Source organism: Actinocorallia sp. API 0066 (assembly GCF_020991275.1).
Lineage (GTDB): Bacteria > Actinomycetota > Actinomycetes > Streptosporangiales > Streptosporangiaceae > Actinocorallia.
The window spans coordinates 157,153-180,058 of sequence record NZ_JAJLQY010000005.1; the positions used below are offsets into that span (position 1 = coordinate 157,153).

Consider the following 22,906-nt stretch of genomic DNA (forward strand, 5'->3'; position numbering starts at 1 on the left):
ATTGATTACTTCCAGTCGACCTCGCGATGGCGGCGGGCGTTGTCGATGTAGTGCGTCGAGGTGTGTTCCAGGACGAGCCGGTCACCGTCGTTCAGTTCGCGGACGACACGCGCGGGCGATCCGGCGACGAGCACGCCGCCGGGGAACTTCTTGCCCGGCGTGACCAACGCTCCCGCTGCGACGAGCGTGCCTGCACCGATCCGGGCGCCGTTGAGGACGATCGCGCCGATGCCGATGAGGGAGCCCGTCTCCACGTAGGCGCCGTGCACCATCGCCTTGTGTCCGAGGGAGACGCGGTCTTCGAGGATCGCGGGGGAGCCGGGGTCGGAGTGGAGGCAGCTCAGGTCCTGGATGTTCACGCCTTCACCGACCACGACGACTTCGCTGTCGCCGCGCAGGACTGTCCCGTACCAGACGTTGGCGTCCTTGCCGAGGGTGACTTTCCCGACGACGACGGCGCCCGGTGCGATCCAGGCGGTGGGGTGGATGTCCGGCTCGTTCGCGCCCAGTGCGCCCAGATACGTCATGAGCCGTATTGTGTCTGGTTCGGGGTGCGGACTCTGACGGCGACCCGCAATTCACGCGAGTACCGGCGTTTCGGTTGCGCGAACAGGTCAGACCGGACCAGAGTCGGACCGAAGCCTGTACTGAAGCCAGTATCAGGGGTCACCCCGGCCCCAACCGAACCGAACACCAGCAGATCCCCGGTCACGGGGCCGACCGCCTGAGGCACCATGAGCAACGAAGCAGAGATCCTCCCCAATCTTCTCCGGGACGAGCAGTTCGAGATCGTGATGCGGGGCTACAACCGCCGTCAGGTCGACGAGATGATCACCCGGTACCAGAACCAGATCCGGGACCTGGAGGCCCGCCTCCAGCGTGCTCTCGACGACGTCGAGCGCACCCGTAGGGAGATGGCCGAGGTACGCGAGGCGCGTAAGCCCACGGGCGACGACCTGAGCGACCGTCTCCGGCAGATCATCAACCTGGCCGAGGACGAGGCCAAGGAGAAGGTCGCGCAGGCCGAGGACACGGGCAAGCAGATCCGTGACGGCGCCGACAAGGAGTCCAAGCGCATCATCGACGACGCCCGCGGCCAGGCCGAGCGGGACGTCGCGGCCGCGCAGGACAAGGCGGCGCAGGTGCTGAACGCGGCGAAGAACGAGTCGGAGAAGGTGCTGACGGCGGCCAAGCACGAGGCCGAGCAGACCGTCACCGGGGCGCGTCTGGAGGCTGAGCGCACCCTGACGCAGGCCGAGCGGCGCGCCACGGTCATCAACGAGGACGCGACGGACCGGCTGAACCACGTCACGAAGAACCACTCGCAGGCGTTGCAGCGGCTCACCGAGATCAGCCACACGTTGAGCGCGCTGCTGCGGGCGGAGAACGAGGCGGGTCCGCTGGAGAAGATGGTCGAGGACGCGGTGCACAAGCCGGTGCGCAAGCACGCGCGGCAGGCGCCGCCCGCGCCGGTCGCCGAGCCGCGGCCGACGCAGACCGCGCCGCTGCCCGCGGTTCCGGCGTCCGGCCCGGTGCCGGAGGAGCCGGTGAAGCCGCTGGGTTCGACGGCTTCGGGTCCTGCCGTGTCGGCGGGTTCGGTGTCGTCCACGTCGGGGCCGCTGGTGGCGCCGTCGCCGTCGCTGTTCAAGGATGAGGACGAGCCGCGTCCGGCGCCGCTCGCGGGCCCGTCGCTTCCGGGTGGCGAGCTCGGCCGCTAGCCGATCACCAGTCGCGCCGCCGGCTCTCTTTGAGGGCCGCGCGGCGCTTCTTGTTCTCCAGCCTGCGCTCGATGACGCCGCGGGGCGTCCTGGTGGGTTTGCGGGGCCGGGGCGGGGGCGCGGTGGCGGTGCGCAGGAGTTCGGCGAGGCGTTCGCGGGCGGCCTCGCGGTTGCGCAGTTGGGAGCGGTGCTCTTCGGCCCTGATGGTGACGGTGCCGTGCGCGAGGCGCCCGGCGAGGCGGCGTAGGGCGCGGTCGCGTAGGGCGGGCGGGAGTGACGGTGAGGCGGCGATGTCGAAGGTGAGTTCGGCTGCCGTCGCGGAGGTGTTGACGTGCTGGCCGCCGGGCCCGGAGGAGCGGGAGAACCGCCAGGAAAGCTCCGCCTCGGGGATCACCACCGAGGCGTTGACTTCCAGGGGTCCGCTCGCGCTCATGTCCCCATTATCGGGAACGCGGCGGGTGGGTGGCGAGCCAATTTCGCGGGACCCCTGGCGCTGTATGCAAGTACTTACTTACACTGCCTCGCATGAGCGCACCCGGACTGTTCCACGACGGCGACGCCATCCGGCGGATCACCCGTGAGGGCGTCCTCATCCTCGGCGGTGGGGCCGCTTCGATCCTCCAGACCTCGCACCCCGGCGTCGCACAGGGCGTCAACGACCACACCTACACCTTCGACGCGCCGCTACGCCGCCTCATCCACACGATGGAGTGGCTGACGGCCGTCCACTTCGGCACCCGCGCGGAGGCCGAACTGCTGAGCTCCTACGTCGGGCGGATGCACGACAAGGTGAACGGCCCAGGCTACGACGCGCAGGACCCCGAACTCCAGGTATGGGTGGGGGCCACCCTCTTCGACGTCGCCGCGCGCTTCCACCAGGCGCTCTTCGGCCGGCTCAGCGACGCCGAACTGGAGGAGTTCTACCAGCAGACCCGGATCTACGCGCAGATCCTCGGCGCGCCCGCCGAACTCCAACCCAAGGACGTCGGAGAGTTCGCCGTCTACTACCGGGAGCGGATAGCGGAGTTCCGCCTGACGGACGCGTCCCGGAGCGTCGCCTATCAGGTACTCCACCCGGTGGCGCCCTGGCATCGGGAACCCGTGCTCGCCGCCGTCCGGCTGCTCACCGCCGGGCTGATGCCGGAGCCCCTGCGCGTCCAGTACGGCTGGGACTGGTCTCCGGCCCGGCAGCGGCGGTTCCTCGCACTGGTCAACCTTCTGCGGATCGTCTACCCGCGGTTGCCTATGGCCGTCCGTACCGCGCCGCGCGACTACTTCCTGACGTCCCTGCGCCGTCGTCTGGCCCGGCGCCCAGCGCGTCCCGCCTGACGCCACAAGCTCTGTCCCGCGCCCGGACAGAGGGAAAGAGCCGGGCCCGCGTACCGCCTGACGGGGAATGGCGGTGCGGGCCCGGCCCTGGCCGGCGCGACGGGATCGGGGACTTCACCCCCCAGTGGCCCCCTCTCCCGTCGCGGTCCGTGCGCGTCAGCTACCGGCTGACGCGGGTGACGCACCCTTGATGAGGCGTTCGGTGACGGTCTTCACGGTGTCCACGGGGATGGCGAAGCCGATGCCGACGCCTCCCTCGGTCGCGACGGCGGTGTTGAGCCCGACGAGGCGGCCCTTGCCGTCCACGAGGGCGCCGCCGGAGTTGCCGGGGTTGATGGCGGCGTCGGTCTGGATGGCGTTCTGGAGGGTCGTCCCGTTCGTCTCCTGGACGGCCCTGCCCAGCGCGCTGACGATGCCCGCCGTCACGGACCCGTCGAGGCCGAGGGGGCTGCCTATGGCGATGACGGTGTCGCCGACGCGCAGGCGGGAGCCGTCGCCGAACACGGCGGGCCTCACCTGGCCCGCGCCCGAAGCCCTGATGACCGCGATGTCGTGTTCGGGGCTGCTGCCGACGAGCCGGGCGGGCGCGGTCCTGCCGTCGCTGAACCGCACGGTGATCTCCTCGGCCCCGGCGACGACGTGGTCGTTGGTGACGATCAGCCCGTCCTTGCGGAGCACGACCCCTGAACCCGTCGCCTGCGCGTCGGGCGAGTCCGTCGTAAGGGAGACGACGGAGGGCTGTACCTCGAAGGCAATCTTGGAGATCGAGGTGCGGAGTGACACCCCGTCGGCGACCGCCACGACGGCCGGGCTCCGGGAGAGCGAGAGGGCGCTGACCGCGCCGACCACTCCCCCGCCGAGCGCGAGGGACGCGGCGAGCCCGAGCCCGACGGCGCCGCGCACCGCGGCGGCGCTCACCCCCGCGGGCCCCGGGCGGCAGGGCCGGGCGGGACGCAACCGGTAGTGGGCCCGCGCCTGCTGCGGCTCCTCGATCACGGTGTCCCCCCGGCGTGTCTTCCCTGGTCAGCCGACTGCTCGCCGTCTGACTTCAAACACTATGCGGGGAAAGCCTGAGACGCTCCTTAACCAGACCTGGGCAAAGGTAAAGAATTCCGGCAACCCACAGACCACCCCCACGCCGATCCCCGTCCGAAACCATGCACACACCGGGAGTGACCCGCCGAACAGGAAGGCCGCGCCCGCACGTTGGCGGACGCGGCCTTCCGGGGCCCTCAGACGGCCGGTGAGGCTACTCGCCCGTCCAGTTGGGCTTGCGCTTCTCGGCGAAGGCCGCGGGGCCCTCCATGGCGTCCTTGGAGCCGAAGACGGGGCCGGAGATGAGGTTCTGCTTGTCCCACATCTCCTCGGCCGACCACTCGGCCGACTCCACGACGATCTTCTTGGTGGCGGCGAGGGCGAGCGGCGCGTTCTCGGCGATCTTGGCGGCGAGCTCCTTGGCCGTCTCCAGCGCCTTGCCCGGCTCGGCGACCCGGTTGATCAGGCCGTAGGCGGCGAGCTGCTCCGTGCCGTAGAAGTCGCCGGTGAGGGCGATCTCCATGGCGATGTGGAACGGGATCCGCTTCGGCAGCCGCATCAGGCCGCCCGCCGCGGCGACCAGGCCGCGCTTCGGCTCGGGCAGGCCGAACTTCGCCGCCGACGAGGCGACGATCATGTCGGTGGACAGCGCGATCTCGCAGCCGCCCGCCAGCGCGTACCCCTCGACGGCCGCGATCAGCGGGGTCGCCGGGGGCTTCTGCACGATGCCCGCGAAGCCGCGCTCGGGCGTGAACGGCATCTCGCCCTTGAGGAAGCCCTTGAGGTCCATCCCGGAGCAGAAGGTGCCGCCCGCCCCGGTGATGATCCCCACGGCGAGGTCCTTGCGGCTGTCGAGCTCGTCGAGCGCCGCCGCGACGCCCTGCGCCACCGCCGCGTTGATCGCGTTCTTGGCCTCGGGACGGTTGATCGTGATGACGAGAACGCCACCGTCTTCTTCAGTGAGAACTGCGTCGCTCATGGTTGACCTACTTCGGCTGGAAGCGGATGCCGCCGTCGAAACGGACGGTCTCGCCGTTCATGTAGTCGTTCTCGATGAGGGCGCGGGTGAGGTGCGCGAACTCCGACGCCTTGCCCATCCGCTTGGGGAACGGCACCGGCGCGGCCAGCTTGGCCTTGAACGCCTCGGCGGCCTCGCCCTCGCCGTAGATCGGGGTGTCGATGATGCCGGGGCAGATCGTGTTGACGCGCACGCCGATGGCGGACAGGTCACGGGCTGCAGGCAGAGTCATCGCCACGATGGCGCCCTTGGACGCGGAGTAGGCGAGCTGACCCGTCTGGCCCTCAAGGGCGGCGACGGAAGCGGTGTTGATGACGACGCCGCGCAGGCCGTCGGCGTCAGCGGGCTCGGTGGCGCCGATCGCAGCGGCGCCGAGGCGCAGCAGGTTGAAGGTGCCGATCAGGTTGATCTGGACGACCTTCTCGAACGAGTCGAGCGGGTGCGGGACGTTGCCCTTGCCGACGGTCCTGGTCGCCCAGCCGATGCCGGCGCTGTTGACGACGACGCGCAGCGGCGCGCCGGTGTCCACGGCGGCCTGGACGGCGGCCTGCACCTGGGTCTCGTCGGTGACGTCGGTCTTCACGAAGACACCGCCGACCTCGTCAGCCAGCGCCTTGCCCTTGACCTCGTTCAGGTCCGCGATGACGACCGTCGCGCCCTGCGCGGCGAGGTCGCGCACGACCGCCTCACCAAGGCCGCTCGCGCCACCGGAGACGACGGCGGATACTCCGTTCAGTTCCATGAAGAGCACCTTACCTAAGGAAACCGAATATGGTTCGGCCAATGTTACCGACCGGTCAGCTCCGAACAATAGCCACCCCCCACTTACTCCCCCAGACCAGACCCACCCCAACCCGCCACCCGAACCCCTTGAGGGTTGGCCGAGCCTTACGGCCGTGGTAGCACGGGCCTATGAGCGAAGTGGAGTTCTCGCACCTCGACGGCCCCGCGACCCTGGCCCTGCTCGACGAGATCCAGCCCCTCTACCTGCTGGCGTTCCCCGGCAACTCCCTCGAAGACCACACCGCCCGGACGACGAACCAGGCCACCGCGCCCGGATTCGCCACCGTCACCGCCCGCCGCGACGTCCACCTCATCGGCTTCGCCTACGGCCTGCCCCTCCCACCCCGCACCAGGTGGTGGCACGAACTCACCCCACCCCGCCCACCGGAATGGACGGCCGAGACCGGCACCCGCACGTTCGCCCTGATCGACCTGGCCGTCCACCCCGCCGAACGCCGCCAGGGCCTGGGCAAACACCTGGTGGACGAACTCCTGGGCAGCCGCCGCGAGAACCGCGCCACCCTGGCCACCGACCCGAACAAACGCCACATCCAGGAGATGTACGAACGCTGGGGCTGGCAGAACGTAGGCCGCGTCCCCGGCAGCGCCAGAACCACCCACCCAGAGTTCGACCTCTACGTGACCACACTCGACCCACCGTCAGCGAGCAACTCCCGGTAACCCCCGACGAGTGGCGAGTGGCGGTCACCGGAAGGCACCGCGTCGAGGACGTCCTCGGCGATCGTCGCGGCCATGAGTGCGGTCCGCGCGCTGGGGTTGGCCTCGATCGCGCGCTGCGCGTGCCGGACGCCCTCGGTCGTGTCATGGGCACGGACCATGCCGAAGCCGCGGAGCAGTTCGAGCCGCGTCCGGTATCCGAGGTGGTCGGACGGCATGAGGTCGAGGGCGCGGTCCACGGCGGTGGAGACCCGTCCGGAGTCGCCCAGATGGGCGTGCACAAAAGCCTCGGTGTAACGGACGTTCCCTTCCCCGAAACCCGCGAGGGATCGTCGGTCGCTCGTGATCGACGCCGGGAGTCGAGAGACCAGCGAGGCCACATCCCGGAGCGTGCCGTCGGCTTCGTCGGCGCGGCCGTCGATGGCCAGGACCTGGGCACGGGCGGCGAGCACGGTCGCGAGTCCCGGATGCGGGACGTCACCCGCTCGGCCGACGGCGTCGTTCGCGCGGCGAAGCAGGATCGGGGCGGGTCGGCGTTCGTACAGCCCGTGGATGAGGCTCTCGCCGCTGATCCACAGCGACAGGTTCACGTCACCCGACGTGCCCGCGGCCTGCTGCGCCGTCGTCCACCAGGTCCGCGCTTCCCGTGGCCGCTGCTGGCTGCTGAGGGCTTTGGCGAGCAGCAGGGAGAGTCCGGCCACGACCCGGCACCATGACCGGTAGAGCGGGGTGTCGGGCCTTTCACGCCCCATGAGGGACCGGACCGTGATGAGGTCGGTGGCGAGTTCGGGGATGATCTGGGCGCGAGGCGTGATCAGGTATGTGTACTCATACTCGGCGAGGGCCTCTTCCCAGTCGTCGAGATGCGCGGCGGTGTCGGCGCCGAGAGCCCGTTCGATGCTGCCCTGTATGTCACTGAGCGCGTCGAAGGCCGGATTCGACACCGCGCCCAGGGCGACGAGCGATCCCAGCAGCTTTCTACGTTCCATGTCTTCATCGTCGGCGATGGAGGCGGGTGTTCGTCGGGTTTGTCGGGGCGGAGGTGACGGGAACAGTTCGGTCTCGGGGATGTCGAACACCGCCGCGTACAGGAGCCGGTACCGCTCACTGATCCTCTTGACCCGTCCGGATTCCCAGCGCTCGATGTTCCGCTGGACACTCAGCGCGGCGGGGAGCTTTTTGGGCTCGTCCGAAGCCTTGCGCAGTTCCGACGCCATCCGCGCGACGTCCCACCCGCGCTTCTTCCGCTCGGTTTTGATCCGTCCGAAATACGGATTGTCGATGTCCATGATGGCCCCTCGTGCCTCAACGACATTCCACGACACGTTCTGACTGTCGCCTCCCGTCTCAGATTGTCGACTAGTCGCGCACAATCCGCGACCTGTCAACTGGACATCATCGGATCGGCTTCGAAGGATGCCGGCGCGAGCCCCGAGAACACCCGAAATGCTCGCCAATGCGCGCCCTTTCGCCGAATCACCAACAACATCAGGAGAGCGCGATGGCGTACGCGGAGCAGGAGGCCGTCGAGTTGGCGGCGTTGCAGGGCCGGTTCCCTGAGTGGCGTCTGTGGCGGGGGCAGGGCGGTTCCTGGGCGGCGACGCACGAGCCGTTGACGGCGCGGCAGTCGCGCGCGGGCATGTCCCGCACGCTGATCGAGAACACCCGTCCCGAGCTGCTGGCGCAGCTGGAGGCCGAGGCCCTGACCGACCGGCACGTTGCCGAGGGCTACCTGTGCACCGTCGAGGCGGCCCGCCTCCACCTGCGCGACCGTCGGCCGTGCTGCGGCGCCACCGGCCCGTCCGTCGAAACGGTGGACGCGCCATGACGGACCTCATCGTGGCCGCGATCATCGCGTCCGCCCTGTGGGTGGCCCTGGTGGCGGGCCTGGTCGCCTGGGTGAGGGCGGGCCGATGAAGCGCGCCACGCCGGAACCCGCCATCCACCGCTGCGCGGCGGCGCGCGAGCTGATGCGGGAGCTGGGACGCACGCCCGGTGTCACGGCCGTGATGGGATGGGCGGTCTCGGTGGACTCGGTACAGGTGACAGGCCCAGCAGGAACGCTACTGGTATGGGTCTCACAGCCCGATGACGAACCCGCCCGCTATTGGGCCGACGTACCCGGCGGCGAAGTCAACGACTATCTCGGAGAAACCCGTGGTACCGAAGGCCTCGGGCAGATCCTCGGCATCACCCGACGACGCGTCGGCTGCCGTGGGTTAGGCGGGTGGGGTGGGGAGGGGGGTCAGGCAGGAGGGGAGGGAGCCTTCGTAGGAGCACCAGGAAGGGGGGAGGGCTGGGGTGTAGCCAGGGGGGACGCCTCTGGAGGTGATGATTTGGCGGTAGGTGGGGATGGCGTCGGTGGGGGTTCGGCGTAGGGAGGGGTCGGTGAGGACGTCTACCGTGTAGAGGCCGAAGCGGGGGCGGTAGGAGCCCCACTCGTAGTTGTCGGTGAGGGACCAGTAGTTGAAGCCGAGCATCTTGACGCCGTCGCCGATGGCGCGTTGGACCCAGTAGAGGTGGTCGCGTAGGTGGTCGGAGCGGGTGTAGCCGTCGGGGCGGGGCTTGCCGTTGTCGGTGGGCATTCCGGCCTCCACGACGTACACGGGGAGGTGTGGGAGGCGCTTCTGGTACTGGCGTAGGACGTAGTAGAGCCCTTCAGGTACGGGCTTCACCTTCCAGTACTCGCCGGTCAGGGCGTTGACGGCCGAGAGGTTGAGGACGCTCGCGCCGTAGTAGTAGTCGATCCCGATGAAGTCGAGTTTGTCCGTGACGGACGTGAAGAGCACCTGGTCGAAGAGGCCGTTGAGCACGTTGCCGTAAGCCACGTTGGTGGAGACGAGCGCGTCCGGGTGCACCGTGTGGATGTGGTCGTAAGCAGCCCGATGGGCTCGGATCAGGTTCTTCCGCATCTTCGGGACGTCGAAGAGGCTCAGGCCCCCGTCGGTCACCTCGTGGAAGACGTACTGGCTTGCCTCGTTGAAGGTGATCCACAGGACGTCGGGGCCGCCGTACCGCGCGACAGCGAAACGGACAAAGCGCAGCCAGTCGTCAGCCGTCTTTGCGTTGGCCCAGGCCCCCTGGTCGTGCGCCCAGCCGGGATGCACCCAGTGGTTGAGAGTGAGCATCGGGCGCATCCCCCTGGCCCTGATCCGCTTGACGAGGTCGTCGTAGTAGGCGACCTCCTTCCAGTCCCAGTGGCCCCGGCGCGGCTCGACCCTCGCCCATTCGACGGACGTCCGGAACACGCCGACACCGAGCCGGGCCGCACGGTCGACGTCAGCCGGGTACCGGTGGCGGAAGTCCACGGAGTCCTTGTAAGGCTCGTGACGGGCCGCGTAGCGCGTCCAGTTGCTGTCGGGGAAGCTGCCCTCGGACTGGAAGCCCGACGAGGACACGCCCCACAGGAATCCGGCGGGGAACCTCGGCACCCCCGACGCTCCGGCGGGCGCCCCCACGACCATCGCCCCGACCAGCACCAACGCGAACACCAGACTCCGCATGTGACCCACGGCACACTCCTCGCTCGTGCCCGGAAAGTACGCCGAACCCCGTTCGGTGTTAACCCGCGCGGCCACTTCTGGCCCGTCACCACGCGGCCCGGACGCCCCGGGGAACCGCGCACGCCGGACGCCGTCCCGAGCCGCCGCCCCCGCCGGGCGGTCACAAGATTGGTGCTTCCGCGAACGCTCTGTGAGGAGTACAACCGGAGGTGTGAAGGTGGAACCCGGCGGTGACCTCGATCTGCGCGGCGCGACGGTGGACCCCGCGACGTGGGAGGCGGTCCGCGCGGGCGCCGTGGACGCGGCGGGGGTGGTCCGGCTGGGCCGCTGCCGGTTCGACGGCGCGGTGCTGGACTGCGCCGACTTCCACGGCGTCGTCTTTGAGGGTGACGCGTCGTTCGCGGGCGCCCAGTTCCGCCGCGCCGCCTCCTTCCGGGACGCGGTGTTCCACGGGAACGCGGGCTTCCACGAGGCGGTCTTCAATCGGGGCGCCACCTACGACGGCGCCGTGTTCGACCGTCACGCCGACTTCACGTGCGCGCGCTTCAACGCCGACGCTTTGTTCACCGGGGTCCGCTGGAAGGCCGACGTGACGTTCACCGGCGCCTGGTTCCTCGGTGCCGCCGATTTCGACTGCTCGTCGTGCGGCCGCGACGTCCTCGCCCAGGAGACGCGGTTCAGCTCGCCGCTCTCGTGGCGGAACGGCTCGGTGGCCCGCCACCTGCTCCTGGACCGCGCCCTGTTCCGCGACTGCGCCTGGCTCGGCCCCCTGACCGTCGGGGCGCGGCTCAGCCTGAACTCGGCGCGCGCGTCCCGCACGCTCCGGCTGACGGCGACGGCGCAGCGCGTCAGCATCCGCAACGCGATCCTGCACACGACGCGCCTGCACACCCCCGCCGACCTCTCCCACACCAGCGCGACCGAGCTCCAACTGCACGGCGCCGGCCCGTTGACGCTCACCGGCGCCGTAGCCGCCTCGACCCGCCTCACCGGCGTGGACCTGGGCACCTGCGTCTTCGAGTCCGCCAAACTCTCGGGCCTGGCCCTACGCGGCTGCCGCTTCCCCGGCCGCCTCGCCGAGGAGCCCGCCCCCTGGACGGCCGCCCTCTACCAGTCGTTCGCCGAAGCCACCGACGACCCCGAACAGGCCCGCCTCTTCCACATCCGAGCCATCGAGATGCGCCGCCTAGCCCACCCCTCCCCCTGGTGGCGCCTCCTCCTCACCCTCTGCCGAGTAACCTCCGGCTACGGCCGAAGCCCCCTACGCATCCACACCACCTTCGCCGCCCTGGCCCTCACCGCCACCCTCCTCACCGCCCTCGGCCTGGAGAGCGGCGAGCTGGCCACCCTGGCCCACCGCTAACGGTCCAACACAGCTTCGATGGCGGCTAGGCGGTCGGCTAGGAGGCCGAGGGCGCCTACGGCTCGGGAGACGGGGTCGTCGGTGGTGGTGCCGAGGGCTTGGGCGCGTTGGAAGGACTCCTTGACTTCGCGCCAGCGTTGGGCTTGGGCGGGGGTGAGGGCGTCGCGGAGTTCGGCGAGTTTCAGCAGGTTGGCTTCGGCGTCGGTGGTGAGGGTCTGGGCTTCGCCGAGGTAGTGGTCGTCGATGACGGCTTCGAGTTCGGCGTCGTTCATCACGGGCACGACGCGTTCGGCGAGCTTGTTCATGTTGCGGTAGGAGCCCTGGAGGCGGAACGGCGGCTCTGTACGGCTCGCCTCCGACTGCGCCGCGGAGTAGATGTAGGCGCGGTTGTTGGCCAGGACGACCTGTTGCACCCGGATCAGCTTGCGCAGCACCGCGAGGATCTGTTCCAGTTCGACCCGCCCGTAGGGGTGGGCGAGCCGGTCGGCGCGGATCTCCTCGCTCCCCGCCGCCATCCTGACGAGCAGCTCGACGTCCCCCCGGTCGCGGGTGGACAGCGGCGCGAGCACGGCGTTGGAGGTGAGGGAGTTCTCGATGAACGAGAGCGCGAACACCTCCTCACGTCCGGCGAGCACGTCGCCGAGGTTCCACACGTCGGCCCGGTTGGCGAGCATGTCGGGGATGGCGAACCGCTGCCCTGACTCGGTGTACGGGTTGCCCGCCATGCAGACGGCGAACCGCTTGCCGCGCAGGTCGTAGGTACGGGTCCGGCCTCTCCAGACGCCTTCGATGCGGCGTTGGGCGTCGCACAGGGAGATGAACTTCTGGAGCAGTTCAGGGGAGGTGTGCTGGATGTCGTCGAGGTAGAGCAACGTGTTGTTGCCCATCTCCAACGCCAGGTTGATCTTCTCGACCTCCTGCCGCGCGGTCGCGTCGGGCGCCTCTGCGGGGTCGAGCGAGGTGACGGCATGGCCGAGCGCGGGCCCATTGACCTTGACGAGGACCATGCCGAGCCGCGACGCCACGTACTCCATGAGCGTGGTCTTGCCGTAGCCGGGCGGCGAGATGAGCAGCAGCATGCCCATCTGGTCTGTCCTGCGGGTGTCTCCGGCCGCGCCGAGCTGTTTGGCGAGGTTCGCTCCGATGAGCGGTAGGTACACCTCGTCCAGGAGCCGGTTGCGGACGAACGCCGACATCACCTTCGGCTGGAACTCGTGCAGGCGGAGCTTCTCCCTCTCCTTCTCCACGAGCGCGTTGCGGCGGCGCTGGTAGGCGCGGAAGCCGGGCACGCGCTCTTCGGCGAAGGCACGGGTGCGGGAGAGGAACTCGTCAAGGCGGAGCGCAAGCCGTCCGCCGGTGATGCGCGGGTGGGTGCCGAGCAGCCCTTCGACGGACCCGGTGACGCCGGAGGCGGCGTCACGCCGGGCCAGATCAGGGCACAGCTCCAAGGCGACGGCCTCAGGCAGGTCGTCAGTAGAGACGCCCTTCCCTTCGGCGTAAGCCCGCAGCCACGCCTCCACAAGCTGCTCCCGCTCCCGCAGGCCGGGCAGCGAGGCGAGGTCCCGTTCGTAGCCCTCACGCCGCCCGCCCAGCGTCCGGTGGAAGCCGTCCAGGAGCGCGCGGGCGTCCTTACCGGTGACGAACGACCCCTCGGCCGCCTCCGCCACGAGGTACTCGCCCGCCTCCCGCGCGCGCGGCCCGCCGATCCGCTCGGCCAGCTCGGCCGCCAGGTCGGCGAGCGCGGGGGCGTCGCCGAACAGGGCGCGGGCCCGGGTGAGCGACGCGGCCCTGACCGTCCACAGCTCCCGCTCCTCGGGGGCCGTGCGGTGCGCCCAGAAGAGCTGTGCGGCCGCGCGGGCGGGCGCCGGGAAGCGGAGCAGGCCCGCGCCGTCGCGCAGCTCCACGAGCCGCTCAAGGATGAGGACGGCGTCGTGGTCGTGGACGCCGCGCTCGTATCCCTCGTCGTACCGTTCGGCGGCCTCCCGCGCGACGAACTCGGCGAGCGCGTCCCCTGCCTTCACCCTGTCCAGCAGCGACGCGGCGAGGTACTCGGCCCGGTAGACGGCGGCCGTCTCCGAGACGAGAGACTGCGTCCAGTAGGGACGGGTCTCCTCGAACGACGGATCGGTGACGGGATCCCTGTAGTCGGTGCCTGTCACGGTGAAAGCCAACCGACCGTCGTGCGGCACAAGGGTCAGCTCGGCGGCCTGCTCGTTGACGGTGAACCGGTGCGCGCCGAGCTTGATCGTGTCGCCTTCGACGAGGTCGAGCCGGTCGCGTAGGGCGCGGCCCGCCTCCTGCCGGGCCGCCTTGACGCGGCCGTCCAGTTCGTCGGCGCGGATCCCGTCGCCCAGTTCGCGTAGTTGCGCGGCGGTCGAGCGGAGTTTGGCGATCATCGCGTCGGTCGCGAAGAACGTGTTGACCTCGTCCAGCGAGGCGAGGCCCGCGACGCGCCGGGCGACGCCGCCGAGCACCCGGTCGGCGGAGGCGACGAGCCGGTCGGCCCTGCGCGTCCGCTCGTCCAGGAGCGCCTGCTTGCGGGAGGAGAACGCCTCGTAGACGTCCTCGCGCTTGGCCGCCAGCTCGCCCAGGAAGTCGTCGAACTCGGCGAAGCGGGATTCGAGCGTCTCCAGGTGGAGCAGCACCTTGCCGAGCTGCTCGTCGCACGCCTCGGGGCTCGTGGCGGCGGCGAGCGCGGCCGTCACGGACTGGCCGAGGAGGGTGAACTCGGCGGCGAACGCGGCGCGCCCCTCGACGGCCTGGAGGTCCCTGCGGCGGCCTTCGAGCGTGGCCCTGGCCCGGTTGACGCCGCCGAGCACCTCGCCGATCCGGGCGAGGATGTCGGTGCGCACGGTGGCGTCGGCGAACTCCAGCGAGCCGACGATCTCGGTGACGCTCTCCAGGCCCGCGGCCTGCCCTGCGAGCGCCTCGGAGACGGGCTTGCCTTCGGCGACCGATCCGATCGCGCCCGCCTTCTCGACGAGTTCCTCGACCGTCCGGCGGTAGCCGTCGAACGCGTCGGGACGGCCCAGGAAGGCGACAGCTCGTTGGGCGGCACTGTCCAGGTCCTGTGCGAGGCGGGTCGTAAGGGCGTCGAGGTGCTCCCCGTCGACGTAACGCAGTTCCCGCAGCGTCACGAGGTGGCCCTGGTGGGCGCGCAGGGCGGCGAGGTTGCGCACCCAGTCGTCGGCGGTGGTGGGCGCCTCGCCCCGCACCCGGCGTACCAGCGCGGCGATCTCCCGATCGGCCTCGGCGACGGCCTCCTCAGCGCGCGCGGTGAGCTCCCGTACCGACTCGAACTCTTCGAGCACCTGCACGGCCGTCGCGCGGACCTGCTCCAGCGGCTCGGCGAGGCCCTGCTCGCCCAGCCAGTGGTGCTTGTCGGCGGCGCTGACGCAGGCGGCGATGAGCGCCTCGAACACCTGGGTCGTCGGGGTCATCTCCCCGGCCATCCGGGCCACCGAGAGGCAGTCGGAGACGCCGCGCACCAGGTCGGCGTTACCGATCCGCTCCAACGGCCCCGACCCGACGGGCGCCGCCTCGTCCGGTTTGAACGGGGTCTCCCAGATCTGCATCGGATGCGACCTGGTCGGCTCGTCGGAGTCGGCACGGAAGACGATCAGTGTGCCGTCGTCGAAGAGCGAGTAACCGTGGCAGACGAGAGGGGTCGCGACCTCCTTACGGATCACGTTGTAGGGCAGCAGGAGGGTGCGCCCTTCGGCCCGGTGGTGGAAGACGTACATGACGTCCTCTCCATTGCCCGACCTGATGACCCGCTCGAACTCCAGGCCCTCCGTGGCGGTGTCGAACGTCTTCACGACGTCCGTCTCCAGGTAGTAGCCGCCGGGGAAGATGATCCCGTGGTCCTCCGGGAGCCGCCTGCACGCCTGGCCTATGCCGTCCAGGCGGACGACGGTCTTCGTGCGCGTGTTGAAGACGAGGTGGCGGACGACCTCCTCGTTGTAGGGGCGGATGCGCAGAAGGATGAGCGCCCCGACCCGCGCGTAAGAGATGTCCGCGTCTGCGAGCGACTGGAGGGGTTCGTCAACGGGCTCGCTGTAGACGCCCTCGCCCGTCTCCGTGTTGTTCTCGATCTTGATGGTGAGGTCGCCGCCGACCGTCTCGACGAACACCTCGCCCTGGATCGAGATGTGCGGGTGCCGTCCCGGGACGTGGTCGTCACGGGTCGTCGCGGTCCAGGCGAACTCGAACGGCGGCGGGTAGACGTTGTCCCGGTCGCCCTTGTTGTCGAGGTACGTCCCGTCGGCCGACCAGCGCAGGACCCGCTGGTCGGTGCCCGTCTGGAACACCGCGAGCAGCTTCCCGTCCAGCATCCGGAGCTGGAGTAGGCGGGTGTCCCGGTAGTACCGGTAGAGGTCGCCGAAGTCCTTGACGAACCCGGGCTCACGCAGGATCGGCGCGACCGTCTCGGTGAAAGCGAACCTGTCGCCCTCCCGCGCGAACGCGTGTGCCGAGAAGACGTCGGAGACAGCCGTCTCAGGGCGCATCCCGACGTACACGTTGTAGCCGAAGAGCATCACCCCGCCCACCGCGACGATGTCGCGCGGCACGCAGTGGTTCTCGGTGCGGATCCGCTCGGTCCCCACGAGGCGCAGCTCCGAGCCGCCGAAGACCTCGGTGCGGCGCGCGTTCAGGGCGGCCGCCGCCTCCTTGAGGGAGGCTGCCTGCGCCGTCAGCCGGGACCTGAGGACCTCGTAGGTCCCGGCGTCGAGCTCCGTCACTTGCCCTTCCCGTTGACCCGCTCCAGCACCTCGCCCACGAGGCCCGTCACGAGCTCACCGGTCAGCGGCGCGTTCTCCACGACCGCGTCCACGCTCTTGCCGAGCGCGACCGCCCCGACGATCTTGTCGAGGAACACGCTGTCGCCGCCGACGATGTTGATGTCGGCGCTCTCCAGGCCCTTGGCCAGCACGTCGGCCTGCGCGCGCGCGACGTCCCGCTGCATGTCGATCCCGGCCATCCTGAGGTCGCGCTCGGCCTCCAGGGTGAGCCTGAACTCCTCGTGCGCCCGGCTGGCCTCGCTGAGCGCGGCCAGCGCCGCCGCCTTCTCGGTGAGGCCCTCGGCCTCGCCCTTCAGCCTCTCGCGCAGCGCGTCCGCCCCGGCGAGCGCCTTCTCGCGCTCGGCGACCGCCTCGGCCTTGCCGACCTCTTCGGTCGCGGTGGCCTCCGCGAGGCCCTTCTCGCGCAGCACAGCGGCTTCCGCGCGGCCCTCGCGCTCGATCGCCTCGGCGCTCCGCTCGCGGACCGCCGCCTCGGCCAGGCCCTCGGCGGCCGCGTCGGCCTGCTTGCCCTCGGCGAGCCGGATCATCGCCTGCGTCTCCAGCTCGGCGGCCTGCTGCTTCGACTCGGCGAGGATGATCGCCTCGCGCGCCTTGAACGCGGCGGCCTGCTCGGCCGCCTCAGCGGCCTTGATGTCCTTGACGAGGTTCTCCTGAGCCTCGGCCTCCGCCGCGATGATGGCGGCCTGGCGCAGCCGCTCGGCCTCCTCCACCACCCGGACGCGCTTGATGCTCTCCTCCTGCTCGACGACGGTCTTCTCGACCGCGACGCGCTCCCGCACGACCTCGGCGATGTCCCGCTTCTCCGCCTCGAGCTCGCGGTCCTTGGCGATCGTCGCCAGCTCCGTCGCCCGGTCCCGCGCGACGACCTCCAGCGCCCTGTCCTTCTCGATCCGCTCCGACTCGACCGCCACGACGCGCTTCTTGTTCAGCTCGGCGACGGCCACCTCGCGCAGCTTGTTCTCGTACTGGACGCCGAGCTGCTCGTCGGTCTTGATCGCGGCCGTCTCGGCGCGGAGCCGCTCCTCGGCCTGGACGCGCGCGGTCTCGGCCTCCTCGCGGGCCCGGACCGTGTCGATCTCCCGCTTCTGCCGGATCTCCGCGTCGGTCTTGCGCCGCTCCAGCTCCAGGATCGCCTCGCGGGCGTCCACGTCCTGGCGGGTGATCTCCTTCTCCTCGTTGCGCTGGTACTCGTTGGTGCGGATGTGCTCGATCGCCGTCAGCTCGGTGATCTTGCGGATGCCCTGCGCGTCGAGGATGTTGTTGGGGTCGAGCTGGCCTACGGGGGTCTGCTCCAGGTAGTCGATGGCGGCGTCCTCAAGGCTGTAGCCGTTGAGGTCGGTGCCGATGACGGCGATGATCTGGTCGCGGAACTCGTTGCGCTTGGTGTACAGGTCGACGAAGTCCAGTTGCTTGCCGACGGTCTTCAGCGCCTCGGAGAACTTGGCGTTGAACAGCTCCTGCAGCGTCTCCTGCGACGAGGCCCGGGTCGTGCCGATCGCCTGCGCGACCTTCACGACGTCCTCGACGGTCTTGTTCACCCTGACGAAGAACGTGATCCGGATGTCCGCGCGGATGTTGTCGCGGCAGATCAGCCCCTCCCGCCCGGTCCTGGCGATCTCAATGGTCTTGACCGAGATGTCCATGAACTCGGCCTTGTGCAGGACCGGCAGCACCACGGCCCCGGTGAAGGTCACATCGACCTTCTTCACCTTGGACACGATCAGCGCCTTGCCCTGCTCCACCTTCCGGAAGAGCCGACTGATCACGATGATCAGCCCGACGGTGATCAGCAGGACCACTCCGGCCAGGACGGCGATACCCGTCGTCACGGTCTCCATATGTCTGCCCTTCCTTCAGGGGGTTCCGGCACGGCACGCGCGGGGGCGCCCGCCATGCACGGCGGTCTTGCGCGGCCGTCCTCCGATCGGAGGAGGGCCGCCTTTCACACGTCTTTTTGGTGCGGGTCCAACGCCGCGTCGTACGGCATGACCCAGAAGAACTCGCCCGCGTCGTCGTAGTCGAAGATCAGTGCGGTGTCGCCGGTGCCGAGCGGCTCGTCGCCCGTCCGGCGGACCTGGAGCAGAGCCGTGCCGCCGTCGGGCGCGGTCACCTCGGCCTGGCCGAACCGCTCGGTGACGGTGCCCGTCCGGACGACGCAGAGCCTGCCGACGAAGTCGTGCCGCGACGTCACCGGCGCCTCGGGCAGCACGTAGCGCAGCGGGTTGATGAGCAGCCGCGCGGCCAGCCAGCCCCCGGCGACCGCGCCGAGCGGGACCAGGGGGTTGGACCCCAGCCACACCGACCCGGCCAGCGACAGGAACCAGGCGACCGCCACGAACAGCGAGATGATCACCGAGGTGGGGACGCCGCGCAGCCCCAGCACGCCCAGCAGGTCCGTGTCGTCGGCGAGCACGTCGAGCCCGACGATCGCCAGCACCCAGTACAGGACGACGACGAACAGGAGCACGCTGAAGACGACGGTGGGCATCCCCAGGGCGGTCTCCGCGAACTCCTTCACGACAGCTCAGACGCAGACACGATCAATCCGGTTCAATCCAGAGCGAACTTTTCTTATCCACACTTTACGGATTCCTCCGGTCTGTCAGGTTCGCGGCGGCCCGTCAGGAGCCGGACTTCGTGACGGCGAAGCCCGCACAGTGTGTCGCCTGTCCGGCCATGGTCAGACCACCGGCCGGACTCCGGGAGGGCGTGCCTCGAAGGTCGACCATGACGTAGGCGTCCGGGCGGCTGATCCATTCGCGGCCCTGAAGCGTGACGACAGAGCCGTCATAACCTCCGGACATCGTGTACGAGCCGTGGGGGGCGCCCGCCTGAGTGGGGCCCGTGAAGAACACGAACCTCGCTTCCAGGCCGTCGTTACCCGCGAGGTTGATAGTGAGACGCAGGGCACGGACCTTGCCCGAGCAGGTGTAGGTGCCGTCCCAGCTACCCGTGATCTGGTCGATCCTGATAGCCGCCTCATCCGGGGCCGGCGCAGGCGCGGGGATCTCCTCCACCACCACAGGCCCGCCGCCCGTCTCCTCCGACCTCAAGGTGACGAACGAGGCCGCCGCGACAACGATCGCCAACGGAATCAGGACCACAACGGCAACCACCGCGACAACAACAAGAACCACCCGGTTCGACGACACCCGGTGCTTCCCGGGCTGCTGCGCCTGGTTGTAATACGGACATGCCGGAAGATGCCCGTAAGTCGAGTAACAGGACGTACAGGGAGCGGGGGCACCCATGGGGGGCCTTTCGTCGAGAAACAGAGCCGGGGATCCAGTGTCCCCGAACCCTTCGACGCACCACCCAGCCCCCCGGTGCCCACCACCTCGACATCAACCAGCCCACGGCGATCATCGCAGTGACAGATTCACCTCTTCGGGAGCACGCGCCTCAGGCGACGTCACCGTGCACGGCTACGATTCCGGGCTCTCGACGAGTTCCGACAGACCGGCGACGCGAAGAGATTCGGCTCCGGCGGAAAGGATCGCAGCGTGGTGAACGCCTCATCCGGTCTCGGGCTCACGCCGGGGGCCGTGACGCTCTGGCATGCCGAGGACGGCTGGGGAGCGATCTCCTCGCCAGCGGTTCCCGGGGAGATCTGGGTCCACTTCTCCGATGTCGTGATGGACGGCTCTCCCGAACTCAAGGTCGGCGAAAGCGTCACCTTCTCGTGGGAGGAGGTGCCGCAGGATGAGTACTCCTACCGCGCGATCCTCGTCTTTCGAGATTCCACGAGTTCCGAAGAGATCGGACGCGCCCTACGGCTGAGGTTGGACGATCCGCCGACATCCCCCGAAGGAACGGCCTTCGCCTCGTCGCTGGAAATCACCCTCGACGAGGCCGAGCCACCCGAAAGCGATCTCCGCTAGCGCCTTGTCACCGGGTCCGGGAGCCCACGCGGTCGTGTCACCGCGTGGTCGCCGCGTGGTCGGCGCTGCCGATCGCGCGGTGCCTCAGGCGTCCAGGAGGGCGAGTACCCGGGCCGGGGAGCCGGAACCGCCGACGATAGGTAGTGGCGCGGCTATGAGCAGGGCGCCGCGCGCGGGCAGTTGGTCCAGGTTGCGCAACTGGGTGAGGCCGTACTTGTTCGCGCCCAGGAGGTACCGGTGGCAGGGGAACGCGGGCTCGAAGGAGTGCGCCGCGCCCGCGTCCGTGCCGACCGTCTCGACGCCCAGGCCGATGACGCGCGGGTCGTCGGCTAGCCACTGCGCGCACTCGACGGTGACGCCCGGCGTGATCGGGTTGAGGAACTTCTCAGGGTCGTCGCCGTAAGCCGACCAACCCGTGCGCAGCAGAAGCCATGTGTTGTCAGGCAGGGGGCCGTGCTCGGCCTCCCAGGCACGGACGTCGTCCGTCGTGAGGAGGTAGCCGGGGTTCAGTTCGACGTCGGCCGTCACGTCGATCACGCACGCGTCGCCGAACAGGCGGCTCGCCGGGACCTGGGAGACGTCCTGCCCGTCCCGCCCGGTGATCCAGTGGACCGGCGCGTCGAAGTGCGTCCCGGTGTGCTCGCCGCAGGCGAAGTCGTTCCAGTACCAGGCAGGGCCACGGTCGTCATAGCGACTGATCTCGGTGCGACTGAAGGGGATCGTGTTCACAAACGGGGGCGGTAGCCGCAGGATCGGAGTGCCCTCGTGCAGCGGCGACGTCAAGTCCACCACCTTGACGCCACCCCCCAACGCCGCCAGCAGCCCCGCCACCACACCCATGACCCGCTCCTCACGGAAACCTGATGAGAGGGACATAGCGAATCACCTGGCGGCGCGAGTGACCAGCGCGGACACCCCGCGGCGCGCCGTAGGACAGCCCCGGAAGCCGCCTAGCGTAGGGCCGATACCGCTTCCCGGTCGGGAACCCTCCGTAAACACCTCGGCACGACAAGATAAGTGGCAGTCTTTTACCCGTGAAGACGGGCTACACCAACGACGGGCAACTCCTGCTCCTCCTCACGGGCGCGTGGCAGCTACTCACAGGCCGCTCCCGTCCGGCTGCCCCGGACGCACCCCCAGACGAACTCATCGCCTTCTGGTCCGATCCCGCGATGGACGCGGCACCCCCACCCCAACACCCCCCAAACAGCACCACCACACAACACGACCCATCCGATACAGCGCCGCCGCCATAAGCCCGCCGTCAAAGGCGACACCCTCCACAGGCCCCGCATCCAGTCGCCGCGAACACGCCGCACCAGCTCCGCCACCCCCATCCCGGGCCGCCTCGCACAGCATCGGCACCGCCCCGAGCGACGCCTCCCCCCGTCCGCCCCCACGCCCAGGGGCCCGACCGCGCACGGACAGCACCGCCGTCCGGCCGACCAGGCCGAGAGCGCCGCTCCTCGACCCAGCCCCGAAGGCGAGCCCAAGCCCAACGAGCCGCCCGACCGTACGCGACGGCGACGCCCCGGCTCCGGACGGGTCGCGCGGGCCGCAACGCCGAGCCCAAAAGAGCATGAAATTTCCCTATATTGTCGAGTTGTGGGTCTGCGTGATCTGAACCGCGCGGCGGTGCTCGCCGCCGTCGAGGAGTTCGACTTTCTCGGCCGCGAGGAGTTCCTCGCCAAGTACCGCTTCGGCAGGGCCCGCAAGTTCTTCCTGGTCCTGGACGGGCGTGAATACGACTCCAAGGCCGTCGCGGGCGCCGCCCACGGCCGACTGCCCGGCTCCGCCCCGCTCGCCCCCGCGGACTTCTCCGGCGGCGAGAAGCACACCGTGGACGTCCTGCGGAACCTCGGCTTCGAGGTCCGGGAGCGCGGAGCCGAACGGCCGGGTCCGACGGGCGCGATCGAGGCCGTCGAGCGGCTGCCGCGCCACACCACGCCCGGCGGAGAGCCGATGCTGAAGCACGCGGTCGTGCTGCTGTGGGCCGTCGGGCGCGCCCTCGCCGACGCGCCCCGGATCCTCCCGTGGACGGCGACCTACGACGTCCTGCTTCCGCTCCTCACCCGCTTCCGCCGCGACGGGGAGAACCCGCGTGTCAACCCGGCCCGTCCGATCTCCGCGCTGTACCACGTCGGCCTGTGGGAACTGAACGGCTTCGACGGCCCCGTACCGACCCCGCAAGGCCACCCGCGTGCCTGGTTCGACGACCGTGCGCCGCAGGGCGGGCTGGCCGCTGACGTCCACGGGCTCATCGTCGGCTCCCCGATCGCCCGCCTGGAGTTCCTCGAAGCCGTCGTGAGGAGGTTCCGCGTCACCGCGGCCGAGGCCGAAGCCTTCTGGGCCGCCTTCGGGCTCGACGCCGACCCGCCCGGCGAGGCCCCGGAACCGGGCGCGCAGCCGGACGAACTCGCCGACTACACCCGCTACTGCGACCTCGCCGAAGACAGTGCCCCCGGACTGCGGCGACCCGTCGTGTCGCGCAGCCCCGTGCGTTCGGCCGCCGCCCGGCGCGCCGTCCTGGCCCGCAGCCGGGGCCACTGCGAGTACTGCGGCGACGACGCGCCCGGCCGTACCGACGCGGGCGATCCCGTCCTCGAGATCGACCACGTGCGCCCCCTCGCCGAAGGCGGCCGCGACCACCCGGAACAGATGATCGCCCTCTGCCCCAACTGCCACGCGGTCAAGACCAGGGGAACGTCCCGCCACGAACTCACCGAAGCCCTCCGAGCACTTGCCCTACGCCTCCACCTCGAGACCGTCGCCAAGCACACCCCATCACCCTGATCC

The 22,906-nt window shown here is 69.9% G+C and carries 19 protein-coding genes; 7 read left to right on the forward strand and 12 right to left on the reverse strand.

The features are described from left to right. Positions 1-5: 5 nt before the first annotated feature. A complete protein-coding gene (locus tag LO762_RS14415) occupies positions 6-527 on the reverse strand; it encodes a gamma carbonic anhydrase family protein (protein ID WP_230615201.1) in 522 nt (173 codons plus the stop codon). 207 nt (positions 528-734) lie between these two features. Here LO762_RS14415 and LO762_RS14420 point away from each other — a divergent pair, with 207 nt between their 5' ends. Then, positions 735-1,718 (forward strand): hypothetical protein, encoded by a 984-nt coding sequence (locus LO762_RS14420; RefSeq protein WP_230615203.1) that lies wholly within the window; start codon positions 735-737, stop codon positions 1,716-1,718. 4 nt (positions 1,719-1,722) lie between these two features. Here LO762_RS14420 and arfB read toward each other — a convergent pair whose 3' ends face one another. Then, positions 1,723-2,151: an alternative ribosome rescue aminoacyl-tRNA hydrolase ArfB gene (arfB, locus tag LO762_RS14425; protein WP_230615205.1), complete on the reverse strand. Its 429-nt coding sequence runs from the start codon at positions 2,149-2,151 to the stop codon at positions 1,723-1,725. A gap of 92 nt (positions 2,152-2,243) precedes the next feature. Here arfB and LO762_RS14430 point away from each other — a divergent pair, with 92 nt between their 5' ends. Beyond that, complete coding sequence (locus tag LO762_RS14430) at positions 2,244-3,047, forward strand: oxygenase MpaB family protein (protein WP_230615207.1); 804 nt, start codon at positions 2,244-2,246, stop codon at positions 3,045-3,047. 156 nt (positions 3,048-3,203) lie between these two features. Here LO762_RS14430 and LO762_RS14435 read toward each other — a convergent pair whose 3' ends face one another. The 3 genes from LO762_RS14435 to LO762_RS14445 form a co-directional block, all read right to left on the reverse strand. Beyond that, positions 3,204-4,043 carry a S1C family serine protease gene (locus tag LO762_RS14435; RefSeq protein ID WP_230615209.1) on the reverse strand — a complete coding sequence of 280 codons (840 nt, stop codon included), beginning with the start codon at positions 4,041-4,043 and terminating at the stop codon, positions 3,204-3,206. 253 nt (positions 4,044-4,296) lie between these two features. Then, positions 4,297-5,061 (reverse strand): crotonase/enoyl-CoA hydratase family protein, encoded by a 765-nt coding sequence (locus LO762_RS14440; RefSeq protein ID WP_230615211.1) that lies wholly within the window; start codon positions 5,059-5,061, stop codon positions 4,297-4,299. A 7-nt stretch (positions 5,062-5,068) separates the two neighbouring features. Further along, positions 5,069-5,842 (reverse strand): SDR family oxidoreductase, encoded by a 774-nt coding sequence (locus LO762_RS14445; RefSeq protein WP_230615212.1) that lies wholly within the window; start codon positions 5,840-5,842, stop codon positions 5,069-5,071. 170 nt (positions 5,843-6,012) lie between these two features. Here LO762_RS14445 and LO762_RS14450 point away from each other — a divergent pair, with 170 nt between their 5' ends. Next, entirely contained in the window at positions 6,013-6,564 is a 552-nt protein-coding gene (locus LO762_RS14450) for a GNAT family N-acetyltransferase (protein ID WP_230615214.1), read from the forward strand. Here the strand turns inward: LO762_RS14450 and LO762_RS14455 are convergent. Then, positions 6,519-7,850: a helix-turn-helix domain-containing protein gene (locus LO762_RS14455; protein WP_230615216.1), complete on the reverse strand. Its 1,332-nt coding sequence runs from the start codon at positions 7,848-7,850 to the stop codon at positions 6,519-6,521. The two genes, LO762_RS14450 and LO762_RS14455, sit on opposite strands and share 46 nt — an antisense overlap. 212 nt (positions 7,851-8,062) lie before the next feature. Here LO762_RS14455 and LO762_RS14460 point away from each other — a divergent pair, with 212 nt between their 5' ends. After that, entirely contained in the window at positions 8,063-8,389 is a 327-nt protein-coding gene (locus LO762_RS14460; protein WP_230615218.1) for a hypothetical protein, read from the forward strand. 391 nt (positions 8,390-8,780) lie between these two features. Here the strand turns inward: LO762_RS14460 and LO762_RS14465 are convergent, their stop codons facing one another. Next, positions 8,781-10,064, reverse strand: a complete 1,284-nt coding sequence (locus LO762_RS14465) for a family 1 glycosylhydrolase (RefSeq protein WP_255685918.1) — start codon at positions 10,062-10,064, stop codon at positions 8,781-8,783. A 211-nt stretch (positions 10,065-10,275) separates the two neighbouring features. On the opposite strand from LO762_RS14465, the gene LO762_RS14470 reads away from it, so the two are divergent. Beyond that, the gene (locus tag LO762_RS14470) at positions 10,276-11,427 is read left to right on the forward strand and encodes a pentapeptide repeat-containing protein (RefSeq protein WP_230615220.1); all 1,152 of its coding nucleotides are present in this window, start codon (positions 10,276-10,278) and stop codon (positions 11,425-11,427) included. On the opposite strand, the gene LO762_RS14475 is transcribed toward LO762_RS14470, so the two are convergent. From LO762_RS14475 to LO762_RS14490, 4 genes are all read right to left on the reverse strand, one after another. Then, a complete protein-coding gene (locus tag LO762_RS14475) occupies positions 11,424-16,169 on the reverse strand; it encodes a DNA repair ATPase (RefSeq protein ID WP_230615222.1) in 4,746 nt (1,581 codons plus the stop codon). The two genes, LO762_RS14470 and LO762_RS14475, sit on opposite strands and share 4 nt — an antisense overlap. Further along, a complete protein-coding gene (locus LO762_RS14480; RefSeq protein WP_230615223.1) occupies positions 16,166-18,067 on the reverse strand; it encodes a flotillin family protein in 1,902 nt (633 codons plus the stop codon). The genes LO762_RS14475 and LO762_RS14480 overlap by 4 nt, the downstream gene beginning before the upstream one ends. A 104-nt stretch (positions 18,068-18,171) precedes the next feature. Then, positions 18,172-18,747: a hypothetical protein gene (locus LO762_RS14485; protein ID WP_230615225.1), complete on the reverse strand. Its 576-nt coding sequence runs from the start codon at positions 18,745-18,747 to the stop codon at positions 18,172-18,174. Between the two features lie 103 nt (positions 18,748-18,850). Continuing rightward, on the reverse strand, positions 18,851-19,381 hold the full coding sequence (locus LO762_RS14490) for a hypothetical protein (RefSeq protein WP_230615227.1): 531 nt from the start codon (positions 19,379-19,381) through the stop codon (positions 18,851-18,853). 351 nt (positions 19,382-19,732) lie between these two features. Here LO762_RS14490 and LO762_RS14495 point away from each other — a divergent pair, with 351 nt between their 5' ends. Next, positions 19,733-20,110 carry a cold-shock protein gene (locus LO762_RS14495; protein ID WP_230615229.1) on the forward strand — a complete coding sequence of 126 codons (378 nt, stop codon included), beginning with the start codon at positions 19,733-19,735 and terminating at the stop codon, positions 20,108-20,110. An 84-nt stretch (positions 20,111-20,194) separates the two neighbouring features. Here LO762_RS14495 and LO762_RS14500 read toward each other — a convergent pair whose 3' ends face one another. Further along, the gene (locus LO762_RS14500; protein ID WP_230615231.1) at positions 20,195-20,950 is read right to left on the reverse strand and encodes a cyclase family protein; all 756 of its coding nucleotides are present in this window, start codon (positions 20,948-20,950) and stop codon (positions 20,195-20,197) included. 765 nt (positions 20,951-21,715) lie between these two features. Here LO762_RS14500 and LO762_RS14505 point away from each other — a divergent pair. Then, a complete protein-coding gene (locus LO762_RS14505; RefSeq protein WP_230615233.1) occupies positions 21,716-22,903 on the forward strand; it encodes an HNH endonuclease in 1,188 nt (395 codons plus the stop codon). Positions 22,904-22,906 lie beyond the last annotated feature (3 nt).

What these genes read in the sequence shown, in the direction of transcription:
- LO762_RS14415 (WP_230615201.1), bottom strand. Translation starts at nt 527, where the DNA reads ATGACGTATCTGGGCGCACTGGGCGCGAACGAGCCGGACATCCACCCC.
- LO762_RS14420 (WP_230615203.1), top strand. Translation starts at nt 735, where the DNA reads ATGAGCAACGAAGCAGAGATCCTCCCCAATCTTCTCCGGGACGAGCAG.
- arfB (WP_230615205.1), bottom strand. Translation starts at nt 2,151, where the DNA reads ATGAGCGCGAGCGGACCCCTGGAAGTCAACGCCTCGGTGGTGATCCCC.
- LO762_RS14430 (WP_230615207.1), top strand. Translation starts at nt 2,244, where the DNA reads ATGAGCGCACCCGGACTGTTCCACGACGGCGACGCCATCCGGCGGATC.
- LO762_RS14440 (WP_230615211.1), bottom strand. Translation starts at nt 5,061, where the DNA reads ATGAGCGACGCAGTTCTCACTGAAGAAGACGGTGGCGTTCTCGTCATC.
- LO762_RS14445 (WP_230615212.1), bottom strand. Translation starts at nt 5,842, where the DNA reads ATGGAACTGAACGGAGTATCCGCCGTCGTCTCCGGTGGCGCGAGCGGC.
- LO762_RS14450 (WP_230615214.1), top strand. Translation starts at nt 6,013, where the DNA reads ATGAGCGAAGTGGAGTTCTCGCACCTCGACGGCCCCGCGACCCTGGCC.
- LO762_RS14455 (WP_230615216.1), bottom strand. Translation starts at nt 7,850, where the DNA reads ATGGACATCGACAATCCGTATTTCGGACGGATCAAAACCGAGCGGAAG.
- LO762_RS14460 (WP_230615218.1), top strand. Translation starts at nt 8,063, where the DNA reads ATGGCGTACGCGGAGCAGGAGGCCGTCGAGTTGGCGGCGTTGCAGGGC.
- LO762_RS14465 (WP_255685918.1), bottom strand. Translation starts at nt 10,064, where the DNA reads ATGCGGAGTCTGGTGTTCGCGTTGGTGCTGGTCGGGGCGATGGTCGTG.
- LO762_RS14480 (WP_230615223.1), bottom strand. Translation starts at nt 18,067, where the DNA reads ATGGAGACCGTGACGACGGGTATCGCCGTCCTGGCCGGAGTGGTCCTG.
- LO762_RS14500 (WP_230615231.1), bottom strand. Translation starts at nt 20,950, where the DNA reads ATGGGTGTGGTGGCGGGGCTGCTGGCGGCGTTGGGGGGTGGCGTCAAG.